Below are 25,551 nucleotides of genomic sequence, written 5' to 3'. Positions count from 1 at the left end.
TGGCCCCGGCGGCGGCCTTCTATGACAAAGGTTTGGGGGAATTTCTCCTGCCCTACGATGCGGTTCGAACCGCGGCCGATCCCGCGGCCACCTTGCTTGAATTCCTCGAAACGACCTACCGGGCCGCGGCCGAAACCGGCCACTGGGATCGGGCCGCGCTGGAATGTCCGCTCGGCCGGCCGGCGGTGCCGCGCCCGCTGACTTAAGATCTTATTTCGCCCGCTTGTACTTGATCTCCATCGCCTTGGTCTCCTTGCCGGCCTCGTCCTTCATGAACATGCTGTAGATCACATTGTCCTTGTCGACGAATTTCCACTCGGCGCGGAAAGTCATGGTCTTCTCGGTGAGCGGGCAACTGAAGCTGCCTTGATCGGTGATCGTCTTGGCAGCGGCATCCCATTGGCCGGTGGCTTGGCCGATGCCGGTGGACATGCTGTCCATCCAAGTGGAAACGTATTCCTTTTTCACGTTGTCGTAGCCCAGAAAGCCCAAGCCCTCGAAAGGCTGGCCCGCCCAATTGCCCTTGAAGTCTTGGCGCAGAAAGCGCCCGTCCAAGACCCAGGTGAAGGAGCTGGTGCCGGCGGAGTCTTGAGGCTTCTTCTCGCCCGGCATCCAATGTCGGCTGGTGGCCGTCCAGTTGCCGGCCAGCGGCTTCAGGACCTCGTGGCCGGCACCGGGAGTTCCGGCGGCCTTGGCCTTGGCCATCATCGCCTCCATTTTGGCCTTGTCTTCGGCTTTCTTGTCAGCGGCATGTGACGAAACACCAAGGGAGACCGTCAAAGCCAAAGCCACTGCGGTTGAAGTCAAAAATTTCGCGAACATAGGTCCTCCTATTTAAATTTCGTGCAAAACTACTTTTTTCAGGGAAGAGTGGCAACGAAAATGGAGATCGCCGAATGAAGAAAACTTTCCTTCGACGGCTGGGAGCTTGGACGGCCCTGGCCCTCATGTTTTCAGGCCAGGCCTTCGCCCTGACCCCGGCGACCAAGCCCGGACTGAGCCAGAGCGAGGTTATCCGCGGCCTCAAGGAAGCCTTGGCCCTGGGCGTGAACACCGCGGCCGGCCGGGCCTCCCGAATCGACGGCTTCTATAAAAACCCCGCGATCTTCATCCCCTTCCCGCCCCAAGCCATCCAGATGAAACAGATGCTGGAGAAGATCGGGCTCAAGAGTCAGGTGGACAAATTGGTTCTCACCCTCAACCGCGCGGCCGAGGAGTCGGCGAAGAAGGCCGGGCCGATCTTTCTCCAGGCGGTCAAGGAGCTCACCATCGAGGACGGCTTTCAAATCCTTCGGGGACCCAACGACGCCGCGACCGCCTATCTTCGACGGAAAACCAGCCTTCCTTTGACCAAAGCCTTCCGACCGGTGGTCCGATCGGCGATGGATAAGGTCGAGGTCACCAAGTACTGGAACCCGCTGGTCACCCAATACAACCGCATTCCCTTCATGCAAAAGGTGAATCCCAACCTCGAGGACTATGTCACCGAGCGGGCGGTTTCCGGCCTCTTCAAGCTCATCGCCGAAGAAGAGAAAAAAATCCGCAAGGATCCGGCGGCCCGGGTCACCGACATCCTGCGCCGGGTCTTCGGCTCCTAATTTTTATTTAATTGTTTACTTAATTAAGTATTTGGCTATATAAAGGGCTTATGTCGATATTCGCCGCCCTTGCCGACCCCACCCGCCGCAGCATCGTCGAGCTATTGGCCCGATCCGGCCAGCTCTCGGCCAGCGACATCGGCCATCATTTCCCGATCAGCCCGCCGGCCGTCTCTCAACATTTGAAAGTCCTGCGCGAGGCTCAGCTGGTTCAAGTCGAAACCCGGGCCCAACAGCGGATCTATACCCTCAACCCGGCCGGCATGGACGAATTGGAAGACTGGCTCAACCGGACCCGCCGCTTCTGGTCGATCCGGCTCGATGCGCTGGAGAAGCAATTGAAATCCACCGACAAAAATTCAGGAGGAAAACATGACGGAGTACGCAAAAAAAATCGATGAAACCACCGTGCGCTTCGAGCGCCTGCTCCCCGGACCGATCGAGCGGGTCTGGGCCTTTCTCACCGAGTCGGAAAAGCGCCGGAGCTGGCTGGCCGCCGGCCCGATGGAGCTCCGAGTCGGCGGCGGCGTCGAGCTGACCTTCCGCAATTCCCAGCTTGCGGCGAAAGACGAAGCGACGCCCGAGAAATTCTGCAAATACGAGGGCATGTCCAGTCACGGTCGAGTTCTGGCTTGCGAGCCACCCCGACTGTTGACCTTCACTTGGTTCGAGGGCGAGGGCAAGATTCCCTCCGAGGTCACCTTCGAGCTGAGCCCGAGGGACGGCCAAGTGCTACTGGTGCTGACCCATCGTCATTTGGCCGATCGCGAGGGCATGCTGAGCGTCGCCGGCGGATGGCACACCCACCTCGGCGTGCTCAAGGCCCGGCTCGAGGGAGTCGACAATCCTCCCTTTTGGGCCAGCATCGCGAAGCTGGAAAAAGAGTATTCAAACCGGCTTTAATCGTCGATCGGCTCGACCGGCTCCGCCGGCTCCTTTTTCGCCGTCCACTTGTATTGAAGGTTGAAATCGCCGCAAAGCTCGGACTTCCCCTTCCAGACCAAGGTGCCCGAAGCCTCGGTGGCCGAGGTCAGGCTGCCGGTGGCGGTGAACTCGACGTAACCGTGGCTTTCGTTCTTTCCTTTGGCGGTGAAAGACTTGTCGGCGATGGTCGCGGGACCCTCGCTCGAAATCGAGCCGTTGAAGGAGCAGGAACCGCTTTGGCCCATGTAGCTGGCGCTGAGCGAGGTCACCTGATTGCCCTGAATGTTAAAGCTGATCGGCAGATCCGGCCCGCTTTCGCCCCGCCAGTCGCCGTCGAATCCGGGCGCGGGCGCGGCCGCGGCGGCTTGAGCCGGCGGCACGGCCGGCGCCGGTTCGGCTTGAGTCGCGGGCGGCGCTGGATTGGCCGCCGGAGCCGGCTCCGGCTTCTTGCTGCAGGCCGAAACGATCAAGGCCAGCGCCGTGAAAAGCAGGCCGGCTTTAAGGGAACGAGGCATAGAGATCTCCTTTCGATGAAAAAATATCGAGCTAACCCGCCGAATTCCTCGGAACGGTTCCCAAGGCCAAGGCGACGGCCTGAAGCCGGGAGTGGACTCCGAACTTCTGGATCACCCGGGTGACGTGAGTCCGGACGGTGGGAATGGAAATGAAGCGTCGGCTCGCGATTTCGGCGTCGGATTGACCGCGAGCCAAATCGGATAAAACTTCGGTCTCGGTCCGGGTCAGGCCGCGGCTTCGAGCGAGCTCGAAAAGACCGGCCGGTATGCCGGCGCCGCCCAAGTCAACCGCGACGAACGGATCTCCGTCGGCGGTTCGCGCCAAATACACCTCGGCTTCAAGCGGAACTCCGTCTTGACGTGAGATAACTTCATTGAAAATCGCCGGCCCTCGAGTTGGAAGGTACCGCCCTTGGGCAACCTCCCCGAGCCTGCGGGCGGCCAAGCGGAGCGAATCGGGCAGCCTTCGCCTACCGCCGAGGAAGGGGCTGAGCAATTTTTCGGCCTGGGCCGATATCCAAAGCACCTCTCCTCGTAAATCCATGGCCAAGACCGCCCGAGCTTGGCCACGCTCGAACAAAGCTTCAATCGCCGCGGCCGAAGAAAGCCGGGCCGCCACCCGGCCGGAACGCCGCACCGCCGCCGCCAAGGCCGGCAAGACCGCCGCCGCCGCCCGCAAATCCTCGGCATCGAAATCGGGCAGCTTCCCGGAGCGTCCGCAAACGATGGCAGCGTATCCCGGATCCATATGACCGGTTTCGTTGAGCCGAATGTGAAAGAGCCAAGATAAATCCCAACGATCGTAGAAATCACGAAAGACCCGATGGCCGCGAAAAGAGCTCCAATCCCGCCAATGGCCGGCGGCGAACAAGGCGGGATTTTCCTGGCGCAAGAAATCTTGGATCGGATCCACGGCCGCGAACTCGGCCGCGTATTCCGGCAGGCAATCCGACGACCCGGCCTTGGCCACGAAAGGCTGCTCGCTGCTGCTGGAGTAGAGCAGCAATCGCCCAGCGCCGAGCAATTGCTCGAGCGGAAGCAAAGCGTCGCGTCCCAGCTCCTCGAGCGTCAAAGCCTCGGTCGCTGCGGCGACGATGCGATTGATCAGCTTTTCCTTGATTCGACCCGGCACCATCGTTTCCCCCGTGAATGGCCGATCAACAATACTCCCGGAAAATCCTCGCCGGCAATTGCAAAATCATCGGTTCCGATGACGAAAGGAAAATTTGCCTCTGATAATTTTCCATTCCTCGATCCAAGAATCCGAAAGGAGTTTCACATGAAGACACGACGTTCGCTTGTCTCGACCCTGCTCGGGTTGAGTCTATCCGCATTTTCGACCGCTCAACTTCAAGCTTACGATCCGCTGCCGGGCCCTTCGCCTTATGGCCCCGACGACGAAGCCGGTGCCACGAACACTCAGACTCCTTTGAAAGCAAAGGAGATGGCACTCGAAGTATTGTTGGGCGAAGGCAAGGTCTATCGCTTGGGCCACACTTACGAAAACAATATGCCGTCATTTCCCGGTTCCGACGGTTGGAGCGTCACGGTGCCAGACACCCTGGCCTTGGTCTTTGGAAACCAGGTCGGGACCGGCGAGCTCTTCCACGGAAACATCGGCCAACAAGGCACCCAGCTGGACTCTCTCTCGCACTTTAGCTACCTCCCCCACGGCACCACTGACCTTGATGACGCGGTGTTTTACAATCAATTCACCGGCGCCGACGTCTTCGACTTCCCCAATGGGGTCCAGCATCTCGGAGTCGACACCCTCAAGCCGATGGTGACCCGGGGAATTCTGCTGGATGTCCAACGGTATGCCAACGGCGGCGACCGATTAGTGGCCGGACAAGAAATCACGATGGCCATGATCGACGCCACCCTGCAAGCCCAAGGCCTGTCGCGCAGCGACATCAAAGAAGGGGATGCGGTCCTGATCATGACCGGACACGAGGAGCTCTGGGAGCTGGGAACCTTCGGCTATTATATCGATCCCAACCTGGGAAGCTTGGCCCAGCCCGGAATCGGCTTGCCGGTCGCCCAGTGGTTGGGCTCGAAGCGGGTCACGACGGTCGGGTCGGACAATTGGGGCATCGAGGTCGCACCCAACCCCAATGCTCCGTTCGAGCTCGGCATCGGATTTCCGGTGCACCACGAGCTCCTGATCAAGAACGGAATCCCGATGCAGGAATCCATGCACCTGGGCGAGCTGGCCCATGACGTCGCCGAGCACTTCGACCACCTTCGAGACCTCGGATTCCCCAAGGCCTTGGCCGGCAAAACGGCCTACATCTTCGGCTACATCGCCCTGCCGGTGCCGATGAAGGGCGCCACCGGGTCGCCCGGTCACCCGATCGCCATTCGCTAAGTTCCCATACCCCCTCTTGGGAGACGCGAAGCAAGGGATGGCCTTTCGGCCATCCCTTTTTTTTTGATTTAGCGGTGACTTTGGTCCAAAGTCCCGCTCATGAAAATTCCCCCGCTCCGCCTCGCCCTGGTCGGTCTTTCGTCATTGTCGCTGCTCCCGGCTTTCGCCTGCTCCAAATCGGAAAACGGCTTCCGCGAGCCGCCGACCATCCAAAGCCAAAGCGGAATCCTCCGGGCCGAGCTGAGCGCCGAGCGGAAACCGATCGAGGTCGGCGGAGTCCCCGTCATGACCAACCTATACAATGGCATGTTGGTTCCGCCGACCCTCAGCCTGCGGCCCGGCGACACGATACTGCTGCGGCTGAACAACCTCATCGACCAGAACACCAACCTCCATTACCATGGCTTGAACGTCTCGCCGCTGACCCCCTCGGACAATGTCTTCTTGACCATCGAGCCGGGCTCGACTTTCGACTACGAGGTGCATGTTCCCGCGGATCATCCCGAGGGCTTGTTTTATTACCATCCCCACTTCCACGGCTTGACCGAGGACCAGATCGGCGGCGGCATGTCGGGCGCCCTCATCGTCGAAGGCCTGCTCGACCCTTTTCCCGAGCTCGCCGGCATCACCCAGCGGATCATGATGCTCAAGGACATCCAAATCGTGAACGGCGAAGTGCCCAATCCACCCGACAGCTCCCAACCCACCCAGCGGACGCTCAACGGTCTGATCAATCCGCTGGTCACCATCCAACCCGGCGAGCTTCAGCTCTGGCGAGTCGGCAACATCGGCGCCGACATCTATTATGACCTCGAGCTGGAGGGCCACGCCCTCTACGAGATCGCGCGCGACGGAAACCTCCACAACCAGCTGGTGCCGATGGATCACATCTGGCTGCCGACCAGCGCCCGCACCGAGTTCCTAGTCCGCGGCGGCCCGCCCGGCGAATACACCTTCAAGACTCGGGCAATCTCGATGGGGCCCCAAGGCGACACTTACCCCGAGGTCGCGCTGGCGACGCTGGTTTCCGAGGGCTCGGCCCTGCCCGAGATCCCCCTGCCCTCGAATTTTCCGGCGGTGGCCGACTTGCGCGAAGCCCCGGTCTGTTGCAGCCGAACCTTCGATTTTTCGGAGACCGGCGACGGCTCGCAGTTTTGCATCAATAACGAGCAGACCGACATGAGCAAGATCAACACCGCCGTTCAGCTGGGCTGCGTGGAGGAATGGACGCTCAACAATTGCACCGGCGAAAATCACGTCTTCCACATCCATCAGCTCGACTTCCAGGTCGTGGAGAAGAATGGGCAAGCGGTGGAATTCATCGGCCGGCAAGACACGGTGGCCCTGGATTTCCGGGCCCAAGACGCCGGCCATCCCGACCGCTGCCAATGCGACGACTCCGGCAATTGCCAAAATTGCACCTGTCCGACCGCCGAAGATCCGCAGGGCTCCGTGAAAGTGCGAATTCCCTTCACCAATCCGGTCATCTTGGGAAACTTCGTCTATCACTGTCATATCGGCGAGCACGAGGATAATGGGATGATGCAGAACATCTCGGTCACCGAGACGGCCGGCGCCTGTGAGATGGGCAGCCCCTCTTCCACCACCCGGGAAATGATGAGCACCACGGAGCGGGCGGTCTGCAACGTCAACGCCGCTCACGTCCATCATTAGCTCTTTTCCGAAAAATTTTTCCTAAATCAAAAAAAACCACTAGGCCTATGACGCGAACCGCCTTAACATGTACACAATTTCTGAAATTGGTATAGGGGTTCATTTTTAACAGTCTCGTCTTTCTTGGTCTTTCTCTGCGGAGAAGTGGGGGCATCCGCGCGCGGAGGACACGGGGGAGTCGGGAACTCGTTAACGGTTAGGAGGATATATGCGGAAAGGGATAGTGGGCGTTATTGCCTTCATGGGGATGGCTTTGTTCGCAAGCCAAGCCATGAGCCAAACCATCGGCGTCGGCGAAAGCTCTAAATTAAGCGGCGATCAAATCGACGAACAATGCGTCATCAATTGCCTGCAGGATGACGGGCAATCCAGCGGCGAATGCAAAAGGGCCGACGTCATCGCCTGCCGGTCGGTCTGCAACCTTCCGCCGCCGGCCACCTTGTTTATCGGCGGAGTCGCCGTCAACCCGGACATCGAAGATCCCGGAAAGATCCAAGGGCTCTTTTCTTCGGCGGTGAAAAGCCTGGGGCTCGACGAAAAATTAGTTACAACCTACATTTCGAGCGCGAACAATCAGTTGGCCGAATTCGGCATCAACTCCGCCATGGTCGGCTTCCTGACCTTGCTGAATGTCAACCAAGTTCCGCCTGAATTCCCGGATTTTGGCAACGCCCAGGTTGCTTCCGGCGAGATTCCCTGCATGTCCAGCGTCACCTACACCTATCCGAGCGGAACCAAGGGATTGGGTTGCCGTGAGGTCCGCAAGTTCGGCGCCGCCGGCTGGGCGGCCCTCGGTTGCGGAACCGCAACGTCGGCAAGTGGGACCTCCTGGTATGGCGATTGGTCGAGCTTTTGCTGCAACGCGATCGGCCGTAATCCCACGACCGGCGCTTATCAGGCCGGCTGGGGAGTCTGCACGGTGAATTCCACGACTCCCGGCGACGGCGCCTATTGATTTGACCAATCAAAGCCGGAAAAAGGGGGAGGCCCCAAGCTCCCCCTCTATTCACCAGGCCATGAAACATTTAATCCCTGTCCTTTGCGCCTTTCTGCTTCTGTGGGGCTGCTCCGACTCCAACCCGTCGGAAGCCGAGCTGTTGAGGGTGGCCAAGCTGGAAGGAGCCAGCGTGAGCCAGCAAAACAGCCTGGATGCAGCCACGGTCGCCGCCAAAGCCATCCTTTCGGCATTGGGGCTGGCGAATGCCTCAGGCCTCGAATTGACCGCGACTTCAGGCTTCGATTGCCGGGCCGGGCTCGGCGCCTTGCTCGACACCCTGTTCGAAGGATCGCTGTCGGTCGGCGGCGATTGCGAGTCGTTGAGCGACGAAGGCTGCTCCCACCTGTTCGAAGGCCGGGTCCATTTCAACTCTCTGCTCTTAGGGCCGCCGGGGCGGATCCTCTCGGGGACCCACGACGCCCGATTGCGGATCGATTTTCCGGGTTGCGGGGCCAAGCTCGACGGCGCGGCCCTCAGCCTGTCGCTCTCGGGATCGGCGATCGCCGGCGACTTGAATCTCCTCCAAGTCAATGCCGCCTTCCTGGTCGGTGTTGACCCAAACGGCGGAGCGGTGAGCTTGACGCCGCAATTCCTCGATGCGCTGGGCCAATTTCGCGGCTTGAATTGCCGCTCTTCCCTCGAGACCTCGGTTTGCTTCGTCGACGGGGACGGCGACTTGGTCGACGATGACTTCGACAACTGCCGGGCTGAGGCCAATTTCGAGCAAACCGACAGCGATGGCGACGGTGTGGGCGACACTTGCGACAACTGCCCGATCACCCCGAACGCCGACCAAGCCGGCGGCAGCGAAGACGGGCGCGGCGACGCCTGCCTCCACATTTGCGCTCCCGGCCTGGAGCTTTGCGGGACCTCGGACGATTGCCCGGCCGAGCTGCTCTGCCTTGGCGGCTGCTGCCAGGGCGAGTGTCCCGAGGCTCCCTTCGCCTCGCTGAGCTGCCGCCAAGCCGACGAGCTGAACGAAGCCCACGGCCTCGAAGGCGGCTGCGGAGCCTTCTCGCAAGAATGCAACGCCGACGGCTGCTGCCAGCTATTCGCGTTTCCCGATCCGCCGGCTGATTTCTGCAACGACCCGCCCGAATTAGGCGGCTTGTGCCAGGGACCGGGGGGAACCGGCTTCTGCTCGGCCCAATTCGGCAACGACATTTGTTTCCTCTTCGAATCCGATCCGGAGCTCTGCCCTCCGATCAGCGATGAGTTCCCGGCCAATGTCGACTGCGGGCCGCCCTTCGGCCAAAGGGTCTGCAATGATTTGATCACCGTCGGCATCGGCAGCCTCGAGTTGACTTGCAACGGCGTTTGCTGCGTGGAGCCCTAGCGTTGAAGAACTGGCGAAAAAAAATCGATCGGCTCCTTGGCCTGGCCCTGGGCTCGCTGCTGCTCGGCTGCGTCGGGACCAATCCGGCCGGCCCGCCGGCGCCGCTGGCCGAGGTGCCATCGGCCATCAGCATCCCCGAAAGCGTCGAGGTGAATACCTCCGAGGTTGCGGTGGCGGTCCCGAGCTCGATGTCCTTCGACCTGATCCGGCGGTTCAAGAACGAAGTCCTGCCGATCGGCGGCGAGTTCTTCGACGCGATCGTCTTCGGCTTCAACATCAACCAGCTGGCCAACACCGCCGTCGAGTCGGTCCTCATCGAGATATCGCGCTTCGACATTCCGACCAACCCGGTGACCCGGACGTTCAGCGCGCCCGACGCCTTCACCGGGAGCACGATCAAGATCGACTTCGCCGACTTCGATTTCGACGGAACCGGCACCACCCGCGGGTGCACCGGTTGCACCTGCCCCACCGGCTGCGACGCACCCTGCCCGACCCAGGCCGCCTTCGAGGACTTGGGGGAAATTTGCTACCGAATTTGGAACGATCCCTCGGGAACCGGCGAGTTCGTCCCCTTAATGGCCGGCGTGATGACCGCCCTTCCGATCCGCGACGATCCCGATACCCCGGCGAACGAGCGAAACCCCGGCGTCGGCTCCTTTCGAGTCACCCTGGCCCACCAGGACACCAGCGGCGAGCCGCCGACCTCGACCAATAGCTTCGGGGCCGACTACAACCACCGCGACCCCGATCGCCCACTGGATTTGACGACCGAATACTACCTCAGCACCGACTCGCTGACCGACGCCCAGTTCGATTTTACCGTCAGCTACGTCAAGGTCGAGCAAGTGGCCTTGGACGACCCGGCCGACGAGGGCCGCCTGCTCAAGACCATTCAAGAGAGCGTCAACCAACCGATTCCGGCCGAGCCCGAGACCAATTCGACCCTCCAATACCTGGCCCGCTATCGGACCGACTTCGACTTTTGGAGCGGCACCTTTCAAGACTTCCTGCGCTTTCCGGAATTCGCCTTCGCACCGCCGCCCGATATCGACAATTTCACCGCCGAGTGCGCCCAGCTATCCACCGCGGTGGGAGTGGAGGAAGGCACCTGCCGGGATATCGGCATCGACGTGAGCGAAGTCCCATTCTTGCCTTTGCTCACGGCGGCCGATCCGCGGGTTAACTTGCCGGCCGATTTCCCGGCGGCGCCGACTTTTTAAGGAGTGATTATGGCGACCCAACGTCTTTTGGCCATCTTCGGACTCTTGGCGCTGCTCGCCTTCGCCTTGCCCGCTGGCGCGGTTCCCGGTGACGAGGACGACGACGGCATCGCCGATGAGGTCGACAACTGCGTCTTTTTCTACAATCCCGACCAAGCCGACGCCGACATGGACGGCACCGGCAACGCTTGCGACCCCGACTTCGAGCAATGCTTCGACGTCACGGACAACGACGGCGACGGCCTCTTCGACTGCGAGGACCCCGATTGCGCGACCGATTTCTGCTGCATCGACACCGACGGGGACTTTTGGCCCGATTGTTTCGACAATTGCATCGACGTCCCGAATTTCGGCCAGGAGGACCTCGACGGTGACTTCATCGGCGACGCCTGCGAGGATGAAGATTCCGACGGCTTGACCGATGCCAATGACAACTGCGTCAGCGTGCCGAACCCCGATCAAGCCGACACCGACTCGGACGGCGAAGGCAATGCCTGCGACGGCGTCGAGTCGCTCTGCAACAACGGAGCTTCCGACGACACCGACGATTTGGTCGATTGCGAGGACCCGGACTGCGCCACCCGCCAAATATGCCTGCCGCCGCCGGACAGCGACGGCGACGGTGTGCCCAACGCAACCGACAACTGCCCCCAGGACTTCAACCCCGACCAAGCCGACAATGACGGCGAGGGAGCGGGCAACGTTTGCGACCGCAGCCCCGACGGCAGCGTCGATGGCGAGGACTCCAATCTGGGAGATCCCGCGGTCGACAACGGCGGGGGCTGTGGGCTGAGCGCCGCCGGCGAAACCGAAAAGGTCGGGCCTTGGCTGGCCTGCCTGGCCCTTCCGGGCCTGGCCTGGGCTTGGCGTCACCGATCGATGCGCCGGTGCAAAAAATAGAGGGCTAGGCCCGAAAAGAGGATTCCTCCGATCGCAATCGCGATCACCGGAAGGTACTGCCGGCGGAGAAAGGACTCGCCGAGATAAACCGCCGCGATGGCAAACGGCACCTCGGCCAAGGCTCGAGCGCCGAGGTATTTGCCAAACCCGTAGCGCAAGGCTCCCAGGACATAGCCCGGAATCTCCGAGGGCACCGCGGTTTGAAACAACAGCACCAGCGGGAAATTAGCCTTGGCCGTGATCTTCTTTTCATATTTGGCGACCTGCTTGGGGCGCACCAGCCATTTCGCCAATTTCCTTCCCGGACGCCGGCCGATCCAATAGGAAGCCGCCGCGCCCAGCATCCAACTGACCCACAATAGCAGGATCGTTGCCGGCTTGCCCCAGGAATAGATGGCCACCGGCACGATCACCGCCGTCGAGAAGAAAAATAGAACCGCGGATAAGGCCGAAAGCAGGACAAAAACCAACAATCCCAAGGCTTCGTGATGGCGGATGACTTGCTTGGCCCATTCGAGCGCGCTGGCAACGGTGCCATGGACCGGATCCAAGGCCATGGCTCCCACCAAAGCGGCGACCATCGCGAGCAGGATGAACAATCGGCGGTATTGCATGAAGGCGCCCGGGCTGCGTCAATCGCTTTTGAATCCAGCCGCCACGTGGGATCCGTCGCAGAGCGGCTTGTTTTTGGAGTGACCGCAGCGGCAAAGCCGGGCCTCGGTGGTGCGCAAAACCACCCGGCCGGTGCCGCAGCAGATTTCAAGGTTGCCCTGGACTCGCAGGGGGCCGTTGAGCGTCGGCTCCACCAGCAAGGGCCCGTTCCGTTCGGACAGCTCGGCGTCTTCGAGCGTCGCCGGCTCGCCGCTGGCCTGGAAATTGATTTTTCGGTGAGCCGAGTCGCAGAAGGGTTTGTTTTTGGATTGGCCACAGCGGCAGAGCGTGGCGCGATAGCCGATCGGCTTTCCGTCGAGGCGGATGTCGGCCCGGAAAGCGTAAGGCCCATTCTCTCGCAGATGGATCAAATTCACGTCCGGACCCTTCTCATTGAGACTTTCGTTGCGGCGCCGGTATTGGAGGGCGCCCGAGGGGCATTGCCGAATCGCGGCGGCCAAGTCCTCGGCCTCGGCCTGGTCCGGGAAGAGCCAGCGTCCGGGAGCATTGGCCTTGAAGACCCCAGGCAGCAGAGTCACGCAGTGGCGGGCGTGGATGCAGCGCTTGCCTTCGAAGCTGATCGTGATCTCCTTGGCCTCGGCCCGCTCGATCTGGGGACTTTCGGGAAGCGCCGCCGGAAGGGAATTGGCCGCTGCGGCGGACGCCGGTGCTTTCGGGGCCGGCGCGGCGCCATGGAGCGGCGGCTTCCACTCCACTTTCAGCAGGGCATCCCGCGCCCGTTCGATGGGCTCGGCGGCCCGGCGGAGCTGGGCCAAGCAAGAGGCGAGCTCGGGATGATCGCGGCCGAAGCTCCCCACTTCTGCTTGCAAAACCTTGAAACCGGACAGGACCTCATTCATGCGCTCGGTGAGCACCGCCTTTTCCGAATAGGCTTCGAGCGGGGCCAAGGAGCGCAGCATCGCAAAGCTCATCCCGGCGTTGACCCCGGGTAAATCCTTGTTGGCGTTCATCCGAGTGAGAGTTTCGGCGATCGGGACCAAGCTGTGCATCAAGGCGTAAGAAGTATCGAGCAGCGCCCGCTTGGATTCGCGGGAGCGGCCGGTGATCGAGTAAATCTGGACCAAGACCCGCAGCATCAAAGTGTAAATGGCATTGGCCATGTCGATGTAGCGCGAGGCCAAGGGCTCGGTCACCCAAACCCGGCCGGCCGACTTGATCGGCGAGCGCATCACCGGATTGCGGGCCACCGGCCGGCCCGGAACGAAGGCCGGATTCTTTTTAAGCAGCTCTTCGTATTCCCGCCGAATCTGCAGAAAGCGCGCGAAGTGGGATCCCTCCTCGACCGCCGCTCCCTCGCCTTGGGTGACGATCGTATCCAAGGCCAAGTTGGCCGAAGCCTGATCGCGGATGACATTGAGCCCCGGCAGCTGCGATTCAAGCGGGCCGATTTGAATGGTCGGGCAGCCGCAAAAGAGCCGCTTCTCGCCGATCTTTTCGACCAAGGCCGCGATGCTCTGGCGGATCGACTGATAGAGCGAGCCGACCGTCGGATAAGTCCCGGCCGAGGGCATCAAGCGCCCGCTCAAGGGTTCGCGGACATAGCTGTAACCTCGTTCGAAGGTGGCTCCATCGGGATAGGCCTGGTTTTCCGGCCTTTCGACGTAGATGAAATGATCGAGGGTATCCAAATTGAAGGGCGCCAGCTCCATGACCAGGTCCGCCGGATAGGGTCCGGGATCGGTCGGAAAGTTGGGGCGGCCGAAATGAGGCGAGCCGCCGACGGCGGTGGTGAGATTTCCCACCAAAGTGAGGTGGTTCATCTCCTCCAAGGCCACCCCCAACATGACCTTGCGCCACCGCTCGACGGCAGCCAACTCTTCTTCGCTCAACCCTTCCTCGACCGAGCGCTTGAGCCCGAACATCGCGTAAAGGTAACAGCACATCAGGTTATGCTCGATCTCGGCGGCCTCGCCGAGCCAACCGATGAGGTGCTCTCGAGATTCGATCACGATGGAGGGGGCCATGCGATCAAGCCTGAAGCGAAGGGTCGAAAATGTCAATCCGGCGGAAATTTTTAGCCAACCGTCAAGGGACGATGACCACCGGATATTGCTGGATCACCGTCGGGTGATAAACATAGGGAGTGGGTCCTCCCAGGGTGACCGCCACTCCGTTGCCAAGAATGATTCCGGTGGGCAAGGTCACCCCGAATCGCCATCCACCGGCGTAAGGATAATAATAGCCGCCGCGCACCGGGCTGTAATAGACCTGGCTGGCGGGATAGTAGGTGTACTTGTAGGCTTTGTTCTTCTTGTAGCCGTAAGCCTTGGCATGGCGCGGGGGATCCGCATAGGTCATGCTGGGTACCGCGATCCCGAATCCCCAAAACAGCAGCATTGCCACGAGAGTTGTTCCTATTTTCCTGGACTTGGACATAAGAGACTCCTTCTTCCCCCATCTGACTACCGTTGGACGGAACAAGTTATCGGGCATGCCCTGAATTTAGGATGGGGCAATCCCCGAGAATGGAAGCATACGAATTATATGGAAAAATACAGCGCGGCGGCGCCGGCGGCGAGAATGGCGGCGGCGGCGAAGAGGATTTGCACCTTCGCCTCCTTGGCGCCCAGCATCACCACGATGCCGGCTTTGACCGAGGTGTTGACCAAGGAGGCAATCGTGATCGCGATCGCGGCGACGGCGGCTTCTCCGCCCTCTTGGGCGTACTTTGCCATCGACAAGGTGATCGCGTCGACGTCGGTGGTTCCGGCCAGGGCGGCGACACCGTACATTCCGGCCCCCGGCAAATAGCGCTGAGCCAGCTTCACGATGACCAAAATCAAGGCGAAGAAAAATGCGAAGCGGATGGCCGCCGTGAGGCTGAAAGGATTCTTCAGCTGCACCTCGGGCCCGCGACCGGAGGCGTGCTCCTCTTTCTTCTTTCGCAGATAGGCCAAGGCCGCGACAAACGCCGCCATTCCCGTCATTGCGGCGAAAGGATACGCGATCACCGGCACCAATGGCTTGTGCACCACGGCGACCTCGATCAAGACCCGGATGAACATCACCGCCCAAGCCAGCAGAATCCCGGTGAGCACCCCCTTCCCAACCCCGCCCTCCTCCCGGCTGCTTTTCGCGAAAAAGAGCGTGACCGCGGTGGAAGAGACCAGGCCGCCGGTCAAACCGGTGACGGCGGCGCCGCGCTGCTGGCCGAGCCAGCGGCTGGCGACATAGCCGATCAGCGAGAGGCTCGAGATCAGAATCACCAGGAGCCAGAGTTTATAAGGATTCAAGGCCTCGAGCGGGTCCACCGACCGGTTGGGCAAAATCGGCAGGACGATGAAAGTCGCGACCAGCAGCTTGAGGATGGCGTAAAGGTCCTCGGTCCCGATCTTGGCCACCAAGCCGTGCAGAGGATCTTTGTAAGCCAAAACCACCGATGCCACGATGGCCAAGGCCAAGGCCGTTTCGGGATAACCGAAGGGCACCGCTCCCGCGAGCAAAAAAACGACGACCGAGGCTATCTCGGTGGTAAGTCCGAAAGCCGTGTCGTCTTCACGCTTCGCCAACCAATAGCCGCTCATCAGGACCAGAATCATCCCAATCAGCGAAATGGGAAATATCCAGAGGAATCCGGTCTTCACCGCCAACCACGCCGAAACGGCGCCGGCCTCGGCGATCAAGATGAAAGACCGCAGCCCGCGGATCTCCGATCCCTCTTTGACCTTCCGCCGCTCCCGCTCGATGCCAACGAGGGCCCCGATAAAAAGAGCGATCAAGAAGTCCCGCACCGGTGTATAGTCCATCGCCAGATCTTAAGCGTCGAACCGGAATCACGCAACGCTTGGCTGAACCCAAAGTCCATACTATATTCAGGGCATGAAAAACCTCGCCCCTCTCGGCTTAGCCTTCGGCATGTTAACCTCGACGCTCGCCTCCCCGGCCTTGGCCGGCCCTCTCGAAAGCGTCTATACCGAGCTGACGGCGGCCAAGTGCAAGCTCGTCAAAGAGGACGTCGAGTATCAGGAGGAGAAATGCCCGGGCGTCGGCGGCTATTCCCTGCTCTCGATCTATTCGGATCAGCGTCAATCGATCACCGTCGTCACCCCCCAAGGCAAGGAGCATCCCCTGAATTATTGGGAGGTCATCACGCCGGCCATGTCCCACCTCGGGGACAAGGCCGAATGGCGAATCGTCAAGGAGGGGGGCAAGAGCCAACCCAAGGCTTTGATCGTGCGGGTCACCACCGCGCCCCACCTGCAAAAGGAGCTGAAAGCTTCCTATCTGGCGGTCGCCAAGATCGGCGACGACGCGATTTGCGTGACCGACCGCATCGAGCCGGGACCCAAAGCCAATGAGCTGGCGCGCCAGGCCGCCGATTCCGCCGCCGCCAAACCCTGCCTCAAAGCCAAACCCTAGCTATTTGGCGTTTAATGCTTTCCATCGCTCCGGCAAAGAGTTTCAATAGGCTCGATGCGCCAAGTCTGGATTCCCAAAATCGGCGGTCCCGAGGTCCTCGAGCTCCGGGAAGCGCCCGATCCCCAAGCCAAGGCCGGCGAGCTCCGCATCCGGGTCAAGGCCGCGGGTATCAATTTCGCCGACTTGCTGGCCCGCCAGGGGCTTTATCCCGACGCGCCCAAGCTGCCGGCCGTGGTCGGCTATGAAGTAGCCGGCATTATCGACCAAGCCGGTCCCGGGACCAAATTCAAGCCGGGCGACCGGGCCGGGGCCATCACCCGCTTCGGCGGCTACAGCGACACCGTCGTGGTTCCCGAGGATTTCGCCTTTCCATTGCCGGCCAAGCTTTCCTTCGAGGAAGCGGCCGCGATCCCGGTCAACTATCTCACGGCTTGGCTCATGCTGATCCATCAAGGCAATCTTCAGAAGGGCGACAAGGTTCTGGTTCATGCCGCCGCCGGCGGCGTCGGGCAGGCCGCGCTCCAAATTTGCCTATGGCGGGGAGCCGAGGTTTTCGGAACGGCCAGCTCCTCGAAGCATCCGCGGCTCCAAGAGCTCGGGGTGGCGCATTGCATCGACTATCATCGGGCCGATTTCGAGGCCGAGGTGAAGCGGCTCACCGAAGGCCGGGGCGTCGACATCGTCTTGGACGCCGTTGGCGGGGAATCCTATCGCAAAAGCTACCGCTGCCTCGGGTCGCTGGGCAAACTGATGATGTTCGGCATCTCCAGCTTCAGCCCCGGTGACAGCCGTCACCTGCTCTCGGTGCTGCGGGGGCTATGGCGAATGCCCTCCTTCAAACCCATCGCGCTGATGAATAAGAACCGCGGCGTCATGGGCTTCAACTTGGGCCATCTTTGGGACCGCCGGGGTTTGCTCGCCCAATCCTTGCGCGAAATTCTAGGCCTGATCGAAGCCGGAGCGCTTCGGCCCGTCGTCGACCGTAGCTTTCCTTTCGAGCAGGCGGCCGAAGCCCATGCTTACCTTCATGGCCACAAAAATTTCGGAAAGGTGCTGCTCAGCGCTTGACCAAAAAATTCATTTAACTCTCGGGCCGTCACCCTGTCTAAATTTGGTCGTTGTCACCCCACAACCCATAAGGTATTTTGACGCCATGAAAAAGTATCTCGCTCTGTCCCTTCTGCTGGCCTCGATGCTGGGGGCTCTCCCGGCCTCGGCTTCCGAAATCTTCGGAAAAATCTCTTATAAGGGCGCCCCTCTCAAAAACGCCGATGTCGCCATCCAAGACAAGACCGCCAAGACCAATGACCTCGGATTTTATTCGATCAACATCGACCCCGGCTCCTACGTCCTCAAAGTGAAGCTGCCCGACGGCGCTTCTCGCGAGGAGAAGGTCGACGTCTTCCCCCAGGCCACCGAAAAAAACTTGAAGCTGGAGTAGACCTTGAGCACTGAGCCGGCGGCCACCCCCTCGCGCAACCTCGACCTGCTCAGCAAGGCGGTCACCGCCATCGGGGCACTTTTGGCCGGCGTGGCGATCCCGATCGTCATCAACTACAACCAGGAAAAGAACCGCGAGACCCAGCTTTACGTCCAAATCATGACTCAGCGCGAGCAGTCCGACAGCAACCTGCGTTCCCAGATGTTCAATGCGCTGATCGGGAGCTATTTCGGCGAGGACATCCTCAAGGATCCTGAAAAGCAGATGATGTACCTTCACCTCCTGACCCTCAATTTTCAGGAATTTTTCGATGCCCGGCCCCTGTTCGAAGACCTCAATCGGCGGGTCAATCCCGAGCAACGAAACCGGCTCTTGGCCATCGCCCGCGACGCGGCCGACCGCCAGGTCAATCTCCTCAGCAAGCCGGACAATGAGCCGGTTGAGCTCCGGTTATGCGTCGAATCGAGCGCCGATTGCCAAAACATGGGAACCTTCAACCTGAAGGGGCGGAATGTCACTTACCCCTTCGCGGTCCGGCTGCAGGACGTCGGCGACTCCGAGATCAAGGTCCGGGTCAGCTCGGCCGCCGAGAATTTCAATTTCAAAACCATCGAATTCGCGATGTCCTACTTCGACACTCCGTTCATGAACAACACCAAGCTCGTCGACGGCAGTCGTTTCTCCTTCGTCCTGCGAAACGCCGATCCCCAAAGGAAGATCGCCTCGATCGAGGTCGTCACCTTCCCCGAGGAATACATGAACCTCCGGGACCGCCCCTATTTCGACGAGATGCTTTCCCGGCTCGGCGAGAAAAGCGGCGCCAAGTCTAAGCCGAAGGAAGACTAGCCTGCTCGTGCTCCTTCTCGGCGAGCTTCTCTCCGAAGCTCCCGACCTTCGCTCTTTCCAGAAACCAGAACCCACAGCCTCGGTGCAGCTCGACCTTCCCAAATAGAGAGGTCGCCGGGTATTCCCGGCAGAGCTTGGGCCGGTAGGGATAGATGGTGCAGAGGTTCCCACCCCGCAGGTAACCGCAGTTCAGGGGCAGCAGCCGGCCTTGGGGAGCGCCGGCGGCCTGGAAGTTATGAATCCGGCTGTACCAGCCCCAGGCCAAGCGCAGGACCCAGGGGCGGCGAATCCAGGCCGAAGGCAGCTCGATGGCGAGAGTCTGGCAGCACATTCCGCTGCGCTGGCAAGCGCCCATCCGGACGTAGCGGGTCTTCTTCTCGTAGCCCAATATTTTCCAGGCGATGCGGTCGCCCCAATGGACCATCCCGAAGAGGAGTTGAACCACCAGCCAGACGTCGAACCAGAGCAGGTTTTTCAGGATTCCGAAGCAGGACCTTAGGCTTTGCCGCATGGGAGCTATTAAATACTTCTTGGCCCCAAGATGGAAGGGGCGCATCATCGAAACGGTTTCGGGATCTATCCAGGGAGGACAAACCTATGGGAAAAGGATCCCGTCTGCTGACGGCCGTCCTGCTTCTCGCCGGAGCAGCCGCCTTGCAGGGCACGACCTGCCAAGACACCGCCAAGAACGTCGTCGATAAGGCCCCGCCGGCCAAGACCCCGGAGCTGGTCAAAACCGGCGGTTGGAAGTGGAGCGGCGACCCTGACACCTACACCGGCGGGTTCGGCTTCGAGGCCAACGTCAAAACCCAAATATTCAACGAATTGGTGGTTCAGCAAGACGGAGCGCCGGTCACCCGAACCGACGTTTGGCCCCTGCCCAACCCGCCGCCGCCCGGCCCGGTCTATCGGGTGATGGACGTGCAGGACAATTACAACCAAGGCACCACAACGCGGCGAATCCACATTTATCCGATGGAATACTTCAGCAGCGCGATGCCGCCGCCACCGCCGGCCGACGGCACAATTCGCAACTACGGCTTCATCGAGCGCAGCATCAATCCGAAATACAGCGGCAAGGAGAAAGAGAGCGACCCGGCCCTTCTGAAACTGGTGGTATGGAACGAGCCCTGCGTCATGGCCCTCTTCGAGGGGCCGCCGGCCAACACCGCGACCAACATTCCGGCCACGATCCGCTGGCGGGCCAATCGATGCAAGAAGGTCGAGGTCCTGGAGGCCAACGAAGTCCCGGATCCCAGCGGCAATCCGGTGCTGAGGGAAAGCATGCTTCAAGAGGAAATCTTCAACCCGGGCCCGGCCGGGACCATCGAGGGCAACCGGACCATTCAACTGTCGACCACGACCAAGGCCGTCGGCGTCCGACTGACCAGCGCCCGCGGCAAAACTTTAAAGTCGATGCAGGAAACCGCCGTCAGCGGGCCGGCGCCCTGCCCGGCCAATCCCGGCGGCCGCAAAATGTGGTTCGAGTTCTGCCTTGAATGCCTCGGCGATCCGCCGCGGGACTATGCGACCACCGCCTGCACCCAGGACGACGCCCGGACCCAAACCGAAAGAGACTGGGGCGGAGCCGCCGGGCGCTGCACGGTGAAGGACGGGGGCTGCTTCACTCCCTAGCGATCGCCGGAAAACGGAAAAGTGCAGATCAGCAGGGTTCCCCGAGGCTCCACCCGACGAAATTCCAAATTGGCCTCGATCATCCGAGCCCGGTATTTCATGATTTGAATGCCGATTCCCGAATTTCCATTCAGCTTCAACTCCTTGGGACCGTTGTCCCGAACGCTAAGCTCGATTTGGCCTTTCTTCTTCAGCAACAAGATGTCGATTTGATCGGCCGCGCCGTGCTTCCGGGAATTGCTGGTCGCCTCCTGAACAATCCGAAAAAGATGGGTCGCCAAATTGTTGTCCTCGATGAGGATCGACTCCGGGCAATGAAAGCGGCAACGGATGCCGTTGGCTTCCGACAGCCGCCCGGCCAAGGCTTTCAAGGAGAGCATCAAGGAGTCGGCCTGTAATTCCACCGGGAAAAGCCCATGGGCCATGTCCCGAGCCTGCCGAGCCGACTCGTCGAGCAATTGGGCGATCTTCTCAAGCTCGTCCGGCTCTCGAGCCGGGCCCGCCCGTTTTTCTTTGGCGAGCAAGCTGTGGAGCAGCATCGAAATGCCGACCAGCTTTTGGCAAAGACCGTCGTGGAGCTCGGCTCCGAAGCGGCGCTGCTCTTTTTGGCTGATATCCAGCACTTCCTTCTCGACTCGCTTGCGTTCCAAAATCTCGCTATGCAACGAGGCGATGGCGTCGCGGAGCCCGACCTGGACCAGCTCAATGGAGGACAGGCTTTCGCGCAGGACCTGTTGAGCGAGGGCGAAGAACCGTCGCTGCTCGCTGGGTGGAAGCTGGTCGATGATCCGATCGACCGCGCTTTGATGGGCCCGGGCCAAATCCAAGACACCGGCCCCCGCCTCGAGCGCAGCCCTTCCGATCTCGTAGGAGTCTTGCAGGGTTTTCTCCAGGCTCCGCTCACCGGCTTTGGTCAGGACGGCGTAAAACCGATCCTCGATTTCAATCGCCCGCTTCTTCATTGGCGCCTCCGAGATAGCGCGCGGTTAGCACCAGAGCATCGTCATGGCCCTTGTAGAATTCTTTCAGAGTGCGCTCGCAGACTTCCCGGACCGGGCTTTCGGGGACTCCATTCGGCACGCCGGGATAAACTCCATCGGTCGCGAAGATCAGCAAATCGCCCCGCCGCAGCGGCAGGACCTCGGCTTTCAGCTGAGGCAACTGAACGCCGACCATTCCGCCTCGCAGCATCACCGACTCGCTCCGCAAGTGACCGTCGTCGTTGGCGTAGTGCAATGAGCCGACGACGTTGCCGACGCCGATCCAAGTCAAGGTGTTGTCGCGAAAATCCAAGGAAGCCAAGGTCATGACCACTCCCCGGGTGAGTCGAAGCTTCTCATGAACCATATGCATCAACGACATGACTGAATCGGCGGGCCGGGACTTCAAAAGCTCGGCCGCCAATTGGGCCGCGGCGGCCGCCTCCCGCCCATGGCCAATTCCGTCGATCACCGCCAGCAGGGCGCCGCCATCGCGCGGCACGACGACGCAGTGGTCGCCGCACTCGACCTCGCCGGAGAGAACCTCGGTGGAGCATGCCCACTCCAAATCCTTGAATTTTCCCTCCACGGTGTTCACGAAACCCACTTCTTCATGGTGACGGTGGTGCCCCGGCCTATGACCGAGGCGATCTCGAATTCGTCCATCAAGCGCCGGGCTCCCGGCAGCCCCAAGCCAAGGCCCCGGCCGGTCGAATAGCCGACCTGCATCGCCAGCCCCAAGTCGGCGATGCCCGGGCCCTGATCCTCGGCGACAATGAGGATTCCGGTCCGTCCGCCTTGGTGGAGCGGGCTGATGCTGATCGCGCCTTGTTGGGCGTATTCGACGATGTTGCGGGCAACCTCGGAGATGGCCGTCGCGATGACGATTTGGTCGACGTCGGAGAAGCCGAGTCGAAGGGCCAGGCTCCGCCCCTGCTGCCGGGCCACCACGATGTCTCCACCGGATTGGATCGTCAATGGGAGCTCCATTTTAGCGCCTTCAGGTATTCCTTGATTGCTCATTCAGGTAGGCCAAGCCTTCCTCAAGGTCCAAAGCGGTGGCGACGTCCCCCAAAGTCAGGCCCAATTGGACCATCGAGAAAGCGACCTCGGGTTGGATCCCCACGATGACCGTCTCGGCGCCGCGCAGACGGATCATATGGGCGATGGCCCGGACCGTCCGGACCGCGAAAGAGTCCATGACATCCAAGACGGTGACGTCCACGATGGCGGCTCGCGAGCGGAACTTGCCGACCTGCTCGGCCAAATCGTCGCGCAGCTGCAGCAGGTCCTCATCGGAGAGGGCCGATTGAATCGAGGCGATCAGATAGTCGCCTTGTTTAAGAATGGGGACTCTCATGCCTCTTTACCCGAAATCTTCAGCGCCTGGGCTTCCTGAGTCATCGAAACTTTATAACCGAGCAGCCTTTCGGCCTCTTCGATGCCGCCCTGCAAATCGCCGATCGCGTTGATTTTGCTCAAGTCGACGCCGATCGTGACCAGAGTTTGGGCGATTTCCGAGGAAAGCCCGGTCACGATGACGTTGGCGCCCATCAGCCGGGAAGCATCGACCGTCTGGACCAAGTGGTTGGCGACGGTGGCGTCGACCGCCGGAACGCCGGTGATGTCGATGACGACCACTTTGGCGCGGTTGGTCCGGATTCCGCGGAGCAATTGCTCGGTGAGCTGGCGGGCCCGCTGGGGATCGATGACTCCGATGATCGGCAGGATCAGCAGCCTTTCCCGAACCTGCAAGACCGGGGTCGAAAGCTCGCGGATGGCTTCCTGCTGTTGGCGAATGATGCGCTCGCGCTCTTGGACGAAACCGACGGCGACGGTATTGGCGATCCGGTTGGCCGCCGGCTCATAGGCGTCGAGGATCCGGTTCAATTTGGCGAAGTCGGCTTGATACTTGGCGAACAAGGAGCGGGCCAGCACGTCACGAAGGAGCAAGACGATGCCGACGACTTCATGGGTTTCAACGCCGCGGGGGATGATGCGTTCCGAAAGGTTGCGGGCATAGGCTTGAAGGGCTTCGACGCTGCCGGTCTCGAGAACTTCGATGTAGTTGTCGTAGACCGAGGTCGCCTCGATGAAGATTTCCTCGCGGGTCATCGCGGTGAGCAGCTGGGCCTCGGTGATGCGGCGGGCCCACTCCTCGCGCAGCTGGGTTCGGTTCTGCCGCAAGTGAGCGACCAACTCGCGAAGCAAAATCAGCGTCGTTTCAGGATTGTCCTTGTCGGCGGTCTTGCTCAGACTAAGCTTGGACGTCTCCATGGTTCCTCCCATCAGGCTCGGCTCGCGATTTACAAATTGCTAGGCGATCTCAGGATCTTATCGCGCCGTTCGGAGCTCTAGCGATAGGGGAACCCCCTGTTCGAACATGGGGGAATCCCCTATCTCACGAGGCCATCGATTTCAGTCCAATGACTTGGGGGATGGTGCGAGGCGGCTGGAAAACGACTTTGCGGATCTGCCCGGAATCGGATTCTTGAAGCCCAAGATCAACGATAAATTCTTTTTTCGTAATCTTCCCACGGTCGGCTGGTCGCATTCTTTTTCATGTGGGCGTAAATCCGGAGGCCGAGACGGCGGCACTTTTGATAGAGCGTGTTGTAATATTGGATTCTTTCGTAGTCCCGAAGCTCCCGGGCGCGGCGCCGGCAATCCGCGAAATACCGTCGGAGGGCGCGGCCGATCGGAGGTTCGTAGTGCGGAGGATAAAGGGGTTCAACCAAGCCGAGGCTTCGCATCGGCGGCAAGGCTTCGACCGGCATATTGACCGTGACTTCATCTTCGGCCTCGGCCGAGGCTTCGATTTCAACGCAAGCTTCCATCATCTCTCACCTCATCCTTAAAGGGGGTCTCCGGAGAGAAGCAGCAATAATGAGGCCAAATTCACGGCGCTGATCGAAATATTCTATATAAAATTCAAATACTTAGAATCGGCGCGGCGCGGAAGCTCAATGCAGCGATTTTCCACTGAACAAAATCTGGGAGGCTGCCCATTTTTACGCCAATTAGAATCGTTTCAAGGCGAGGTCGGCCAGCTTGAGTAATTGGGCTTGCGCGGCGGGATTGGCCGGGATGCCGAGCACGAAGACGAGATTGCCGCGGAGAACCAGGATCGTCGCGAAAGCCGGTCCACCCGAGACCGCATTGGGCGACCAGCGCGCTTCGTCGGCGCCGGGAACCGCGATCGGCTTCAGGGAGGAGCTCAACTCCCCGCCGGCGGTTTCCAGCGTGGCTTTGGCTTCGCCGGGATTGGTTCCCGCCGGATAAAAAACATCGAGCTCGATGCCGCCGGTGGCGCTCGATTTGCCGGCATAAACGCAGTAGGCGCTGGCCCCTTTGTCCGTCACGTTGGCGGTAGGCGGCGCGGCCTTGGCCACGCCAACCCCCTGAAAATCGGAGACGGTCAAAGCGCCGCACATCGCGGCGCCAGATCCGGGCGCGATGGGAGCGGCTTGGACACTCGATGCCAAAAGCAGAATGAAAAAGGAAAGGTAACGAAGCTGACAGGGGCGAAGGGCCATGGTTCACCTCGGATTGGAACCGAGCTATACACCCTAGCGCGAATTTCCACCAGTAAGCTTGCGCAGCTGCTGCTGAGGCGAAGGAGGTTGAAACTTGGGCGCCGGATTGCCGGTGGGCGGGTTAACCGGCGGCTGCGGGGTGGTTTCGGGAGTCGGATTGACGGGGACCGGCGCGGGGCCGACGGTGGAAACGCTGGCGGCTTGAATGGGACTCGGCATGGAACCCTCCTTTTGCTGGAGCTACCAGAAGCAAGGGCAATGCCAGGGAAATAGGACTGAAACTCTTTGTCTTTTTAGAGCCTGGGGCCGCCTAAAATGCCGAAACTTCTCAAAGTGAGCAATTCCACAACCATTGCTGTACGTTTCCGATAAGCCTCGATCAGGGCTCGGTCAAAGGAGTTTTTTATGCTGCCTCTTTTGGTCGCCGCCGGCGGATTGCTCGTGGCCAGCGCCATCCTGAGTGGATGCGATGACGAGCCCTCCACTCCCCAAGAACCGGTTCAAGTCCCTCCCCCACCTGAAGCGAACCCGGTCGATGCCGGCCCCA

Annotated in this window: 31 protein-coding genes; 15 read left to right on the top strand and 16 right to left on the bottom strand. The window is 60.7% G+C overall.

Translation table 11 applies throughout. From position 1 onward, the window contains the following. Positions 1 to 206 (top strand): DUF5996 family protein (locus VJR29_06845; protein ID HKY63118.1); only part of this gene is annotated, 206 nt, incomplete at its 5' end. 4 nt (positions 207 to 210) lie between these two features. Here VJR29_06845 and VJR29_06840 read toward each other — a convergent pair. After that, the gene (locus VJR29_06840) at positions 211 to 822 is read right to left on the bottom strand and encodes a DUF1579 domain-containing protein (protein ID HKY63117.1); all 612 of its coding nucleotides are present in this window, start codon (positions 820 to 822) and stop codon (positions 211 to 213) included. Positions 823 to 896: 74 nt separating this feature from the next. Between VJR29_06840 and VJR29_06835 the strand changes: the two genes are divergently transcribed. The 3 genes from VJR29_06835 to VJR29_06825 are packed head-to-tail and all read left to right on the top strand — an operon-like array spanning position 897 to position 2,501. Continuing rightward, positions 897 to 1,598 (top strand): DUF4197 domain-containing protein, encoded by a 702-nt coding sequence (locus VJR29_06835; protein ID HKY63116.1) that lies wholly within the window; start codon positions 897 to 899, stop codon positions 1,596 to 1,598. Positions 1,599 to 1,648: 50 nt separating this feature from the next. Then, the gene (locus VJR29_06830; protein HKY63115.1) at positions 1,649 to 1,999 is read left to right on the top strand and encodes a metalloregulator ArsR/SmtB family transcription factor; all 351 of its coding nucleotides are present in this window, start codon (positions 1,649 to 1,651) and stop codon (positions 1,997 to 1,999) included. Next, a complete protein-coding gene (locus tag VJR29_06825; GenBank protein HKY63114.1) occupies positions 1,971 to 2,501 on the top strand; it encodes an SRPBCC family protein in 531 nt (176 codons plus the stop codon). The genes VJR29_06830 and VJR29_06825 overlap by 29 nt, the downstream gene beginning before the upstream one ends. Here VJR29_06825 and VJR29_06820 read toward each other — a convergent pair. Together VJR29_06820 and VJR29_06815 are read right to left on the bottom strand one after the other, a co-directional pair. Then, on the bottom strand, positions 2,498 to 3,037 hold the full coding sequence (locus VJR29_06820; protein ID HKY63113.1) for a hypothetical protein: 540 nt from the start codon (positions 3,035 to 3,037) through the stop codon (positions 2,498 to 2,500). The two genes, VJR29_06825 and VJR29_06820, sit on opposite strands and share 4 nt — an antisense overlap. Before the next feature lie 31 nt (positions 3,038 to 3,068). Further along, on the bottom strand, positions 3,069 to 4,172 hold the full coding sequence (locus VJR29_06815) for a helix-turn-helix transcriptional regulator (GenBank protein HKY63112.1): 1,104 nt from the start codon (positions 4,170 to 4,172) through the stop codon (positions 3,069 to 3,071). A gap of 144 nt (positions 4,173 to 4,316) precedes the next feature. Here VJR29_06815 and VJR29_06810 point away from each other — a divergent pair, with 144 nt between their 5' ends. From VJR29_06810 to VJR29_06785, 6 genes are all read left to right on the top strand, one after another. Continuing rightward, positions 4,317 to 5,405 (top strand): cyclase family protein, encoded by a 1,089-nt coding sequence (locus VJR29_06810; GenBank protein ID HKY63111.1) that lies wholly within the window; start codon positions 4,317 to 4,319, stop codon positions 5,403 to 5,405. A 99-nt stretch (positions 5,406 to 5,504) separates the two neighbouring features. Beyond that, entirely contained in the window at positions 5,505 to 7,079 is a 1,575-nt protein-coding gene (locus tag VJR29_06805) for a multicopper oxidase family protein (protein ID HKY63110.1), read from the top strand. Between the two features lie 208 nt (positions 7,080 to 7,287). Continuing rightward, positions 7,288 to 8,034, top strand: a complete 747-nt coding sequence (locus tag VJR29_06800; protein HKY63109.1) for a hypothetical protein — start codon at positions 7,288 to 7,290, stop codon at positions 8,032 to 8,034. 61 nt (positions 8,035 to 8,095) lie between these two features. Then, a complete protein-coding gene (locus VJR29_06795; GenBank protein ID HKY63108.1) occupies positions 8,096 to 9,412 on the top strand; it encodes a thrombospondin type 3 repeat-containing protein in 1,317 nt (438 codons plus the stop codon). Positions 9,413 to 9,414: 2 nt separating this feature from the next. Beyond that, complete coding sequence (locus tag VJR29_06790; GenBank protein ID HKY63107.1) at positions 9,415 to 10,635, top strand: hypothetical protein; 1,221 nt, start codon at positions 9,415 to 9,417, stop codon at positions 10,633 to 10,635. Between the two features lie 9 nt (positions 10,636 to 10,644). Further along, the gene (locus VJR29_06785; protein HKY63106.1) at positions 10,645 to 11,535 is read left to right on the top strand and encodes a thrombospondin type 3 repeat-containing protein; all 891 of its coding nucleotides are present in this window, start codon (positions 10,645 to 10,647) and stop codon (positions 11,533 to 11,535) included. Here VJR29_06785 and VJR29_06780 read toward each other — a convergent pair. The 4 genes from VJR29_06780 to VJR29_06765 all read right to left on the bottom strand — a co-directional run bounded on the left by VJR29_06780 (position 11,505) and on the right by VJR29_06765 (position 15,953). After that, positions 11,505 to 12,149 (bottom strand): VTT domain-containing protein, encoded by a 645-nt coding sequence (locus tag VJR29_06780; GenBank protein HKY63105.1) that lies wholly within the window; start codon positions 12,147 to 12,149, stop codon positions 11,505 to 11,507. The genes VJR29_06785 and VJR29_06780 overlap by 31 nt on opposite strands. A gap of 18 nt (positions 12,150 to 12,167) precedes the next feature. After that, on the bottom strand, positions 12,168 to 14,171 hold the full coding sequence (locus VJR29_06775) for a ferritin-like domain-containing protein (protein ID HKY63104.1): 2,004 nt from the start codon (positions 14,169 to 14,171) through the stop codon (positions 12,168 to 12,170). A 61-nt stretch (positions 14,172 to 14,232) separates the two neighbouring features. Then, complete coding sequence (locus tag VJR29_06770) at positions 14,233 to 14,550, bottom strand: hypothetical protein (protein HKY63103.1); 318 nt, start codon at positions 14,548 to 14,550, stop codon at positions 14,233 to 14,235. A gap of 137 nt (positions 14,551 to 14,687) precedes the next feature. Then, positions 14,688 to 15,953: an MgtC/SapB family protein gene (locus tag VJR29_06765; GenBank protein HKY63102.1), complete on the bottom strand. Its 1,266-nt coding sequence runs from the start codon at positions 15,951 to 15,953 to the stop codon at positions 14,688 to 14,690. Positions 15,954 to 16,026: 73 nt separating this feature from the next. Between VJR29_06765 and VJR29_06760 the strand changes: the two genes are divergently transcribed. The 4 genes from VJR29_06760 (at position 16,027) to VJR29_06745 (ending at position 18,853) form a co-directional block, all read left to right on the top strand. Then, the gene (locus tag VJR29_06760) at positions 16,027 to 16,566 is read left to right on the top strand and encodes a hypothetical protein (GenBank protein HKY63101.1); all 540 of its coding nucleotides are present in this window, start codon (positions 16,027 to 16,029) and stop codon (positions 16,564 to 16,566) included. A 54-nt stretch (positions 16,567 to 16,620) separates the two neighbouring features. Continuing rightward, complete coding sequence (locus VJR29_06755) at positions 16,621 to 17,634, top strand: medium chain dehydrogenase/reductase family protein (GenBank protein HKY63100.1); 1,014 nt, start codon at positions 16,621 to 16,623, stop codon at positions 17,632 to 17,634. Positions 17,635 to 17,719: 85 nt separating this feature from the next. Next, positions 17,720 to 18,007 (top strand): hypothetical protein, encoded by a 288-nt coding sequence (locus VJR29_06750; GenBank protein ID HKY63099.1) that lies wholly within the window; start codon positions 17,720 to 17,722, stop codon positions 18,005 to 18,007. 3 nt (positions 18,008 to 18,010) lie between these two features. Next, entirely contained in the window at positions 18,011 to 18,853 is an 843-nt protein-coding gene (locus VJR29_06745; protein HKY63098.1) for a hypothetical protein, read from the top strand. On the opposite strand, the gene VJR29_06740 is transcribed toward VJR29_06745, so the two are convergent. Beyond that, positions 18,834 to 19,412 (bottom strand): YkgJ family cysteine cluster protein, encoded by a 579-nt coding sequence (locus VJR29_06740; protein HKY63097.1) that lies wholly within the window; start codon positions 19,410 to 19,412, stop codon positions 18,834 to 18,836. The two genes, VJR29_06745 and VJR29_06740, sit on opposite strands and share 20 nt — an antisense overlap. A gap of 38 nt (positions 19,413 to 19,450) precedes the next feature. On the opposite strand from VJR29_06740, the gene VJR29_06735 reads away from it, so the two are divergent. After that, entirely contained in the window at positions 19,451 to 20,488 is a 1,038-nt protein-coding gene (locus VJR29_06735; protein ID HKY63096.1) for a hypothetical protein, read from the top strand. Here VJR29_06735 and VJR29_06730 read toward each other — a convergent pair. The 8 genes from VJR29_06730 to VJR29_06695 all read right to left on the bottom strand — a co-directional run bounded on the left by VJR29_06730 (position 20,485) and on the right by VJR29_06695 (position 25,223). Then, the gene (locus VJR29_06730) at positions 20,485 to 21,450 is read right to left on the bottom strand and encodes a histidine kinase (GenBank protein HKY63095.1); all 966 of its coding nucleotides are present in this window, start codon (positions 21,448 to 21,450) and stop codon (positions 20,485 to 20,487) included. The genes VJR29_06735 and VJR29_06730 overlap by 4 nt on opposite strands. Next, on the bottom strand, positions 21,431 to 22,066 hold the full coding sequence (locus VJR29_06725; GenBank protein HKY63094.1) for a SpoIIE family protein phosphatase: 636 nt from the start codon (positions 22,064 to 22,066) through the stop codon (positions 21,431 to 21,433). Before VJR29_06725 ends, VJR29_06730 begins: the two co-directional genes overlap by 20 nt. After that, on the bottom strand, positions 22,063 to 22,458 hold the full coding sequence (locus VJR29_06720) for an anti-sigma regulatory factor (protein ID HKY63093.1): 396 nt from the start codon (positions 22,456 to 22,458) through the stop codon (positions 22,063 to 22,065). The genes VJR29_06725 and VJR29_06720 overlap by 4 nt, the downstream gene beginning before the upstream one ends. A 10-nt stretch (positions 22,459 to 22,468) precedes the next feature. Then, on the bottom strand, positions 22,469 to 22,828 hold the full coding sequence (locus tag VJR29_06715) for an STAS domain-containing protein (GenBank protein ID HKY63092.1): 360 nt from the start codon (positions 22,826 to 22,828) through the stop codon (positions 22,469 to 22,471). Further along, complete coding sequence (locus VJR29_06710; GenBank protein ID HKY63091.1) at positions 22,825 to 23,745, bottom strand: STAS domain-containing protein; 921 nt, start codon at positions 23,743 to 23,745, stop codon at positions 22,825 to 22,827. Before VJR29_06710 ends, VJR29_06715 begins: the two co-directional genes overlap by 4 nt. A gap of 227 nt (positions 23,746 to 23,972) precedes the next feature. Continuing rightward, entirely contained in the window at positions 23,973 to 24,305 is a 333-nt protein-coding gene (locus tag VJR29_06705; protein ID HKY63090.1) for a hypothetical protein, read from the bottom strand. 183 nt (positions 24,306 to 24,488) lie between these two features. Beyond that, positions 24,489 to 25,004 (bottom strand): hypothetical protein, encoded by a 516-nt coding sequence (locus tag VJR29_06700; GenBank protein ID HKY63089.1) that lies wholly within the window; start codon positions 25,002 to 25,004, stop codon positions 24,489 to 24,491. Between the two features lie 33 nt (positions 25,005 to 25,037). Then, a complete protein-coding gene (locus VJR29_06695) occupies positions 25,038 to 25,223 on the bottom strand; it encodes a hypothetical protein (protein HKY63088.1) in 186 nt (61 codons plus the stop codon). Positions 25,224 to 25,551 lie beyond the last annotated feature (328 nt).

The organism is bacterium (assembly GCA_035281585.1).
Taxonomy (GTDB): Bacteria; UBA10199; UBA10199; order DSSB01; family DSSB01; genus DATEDP01.
Note: the sequence above shows the minus strand (reverse complement) of the source record. Positions and strands in the feature narration are given on the sequence as shown.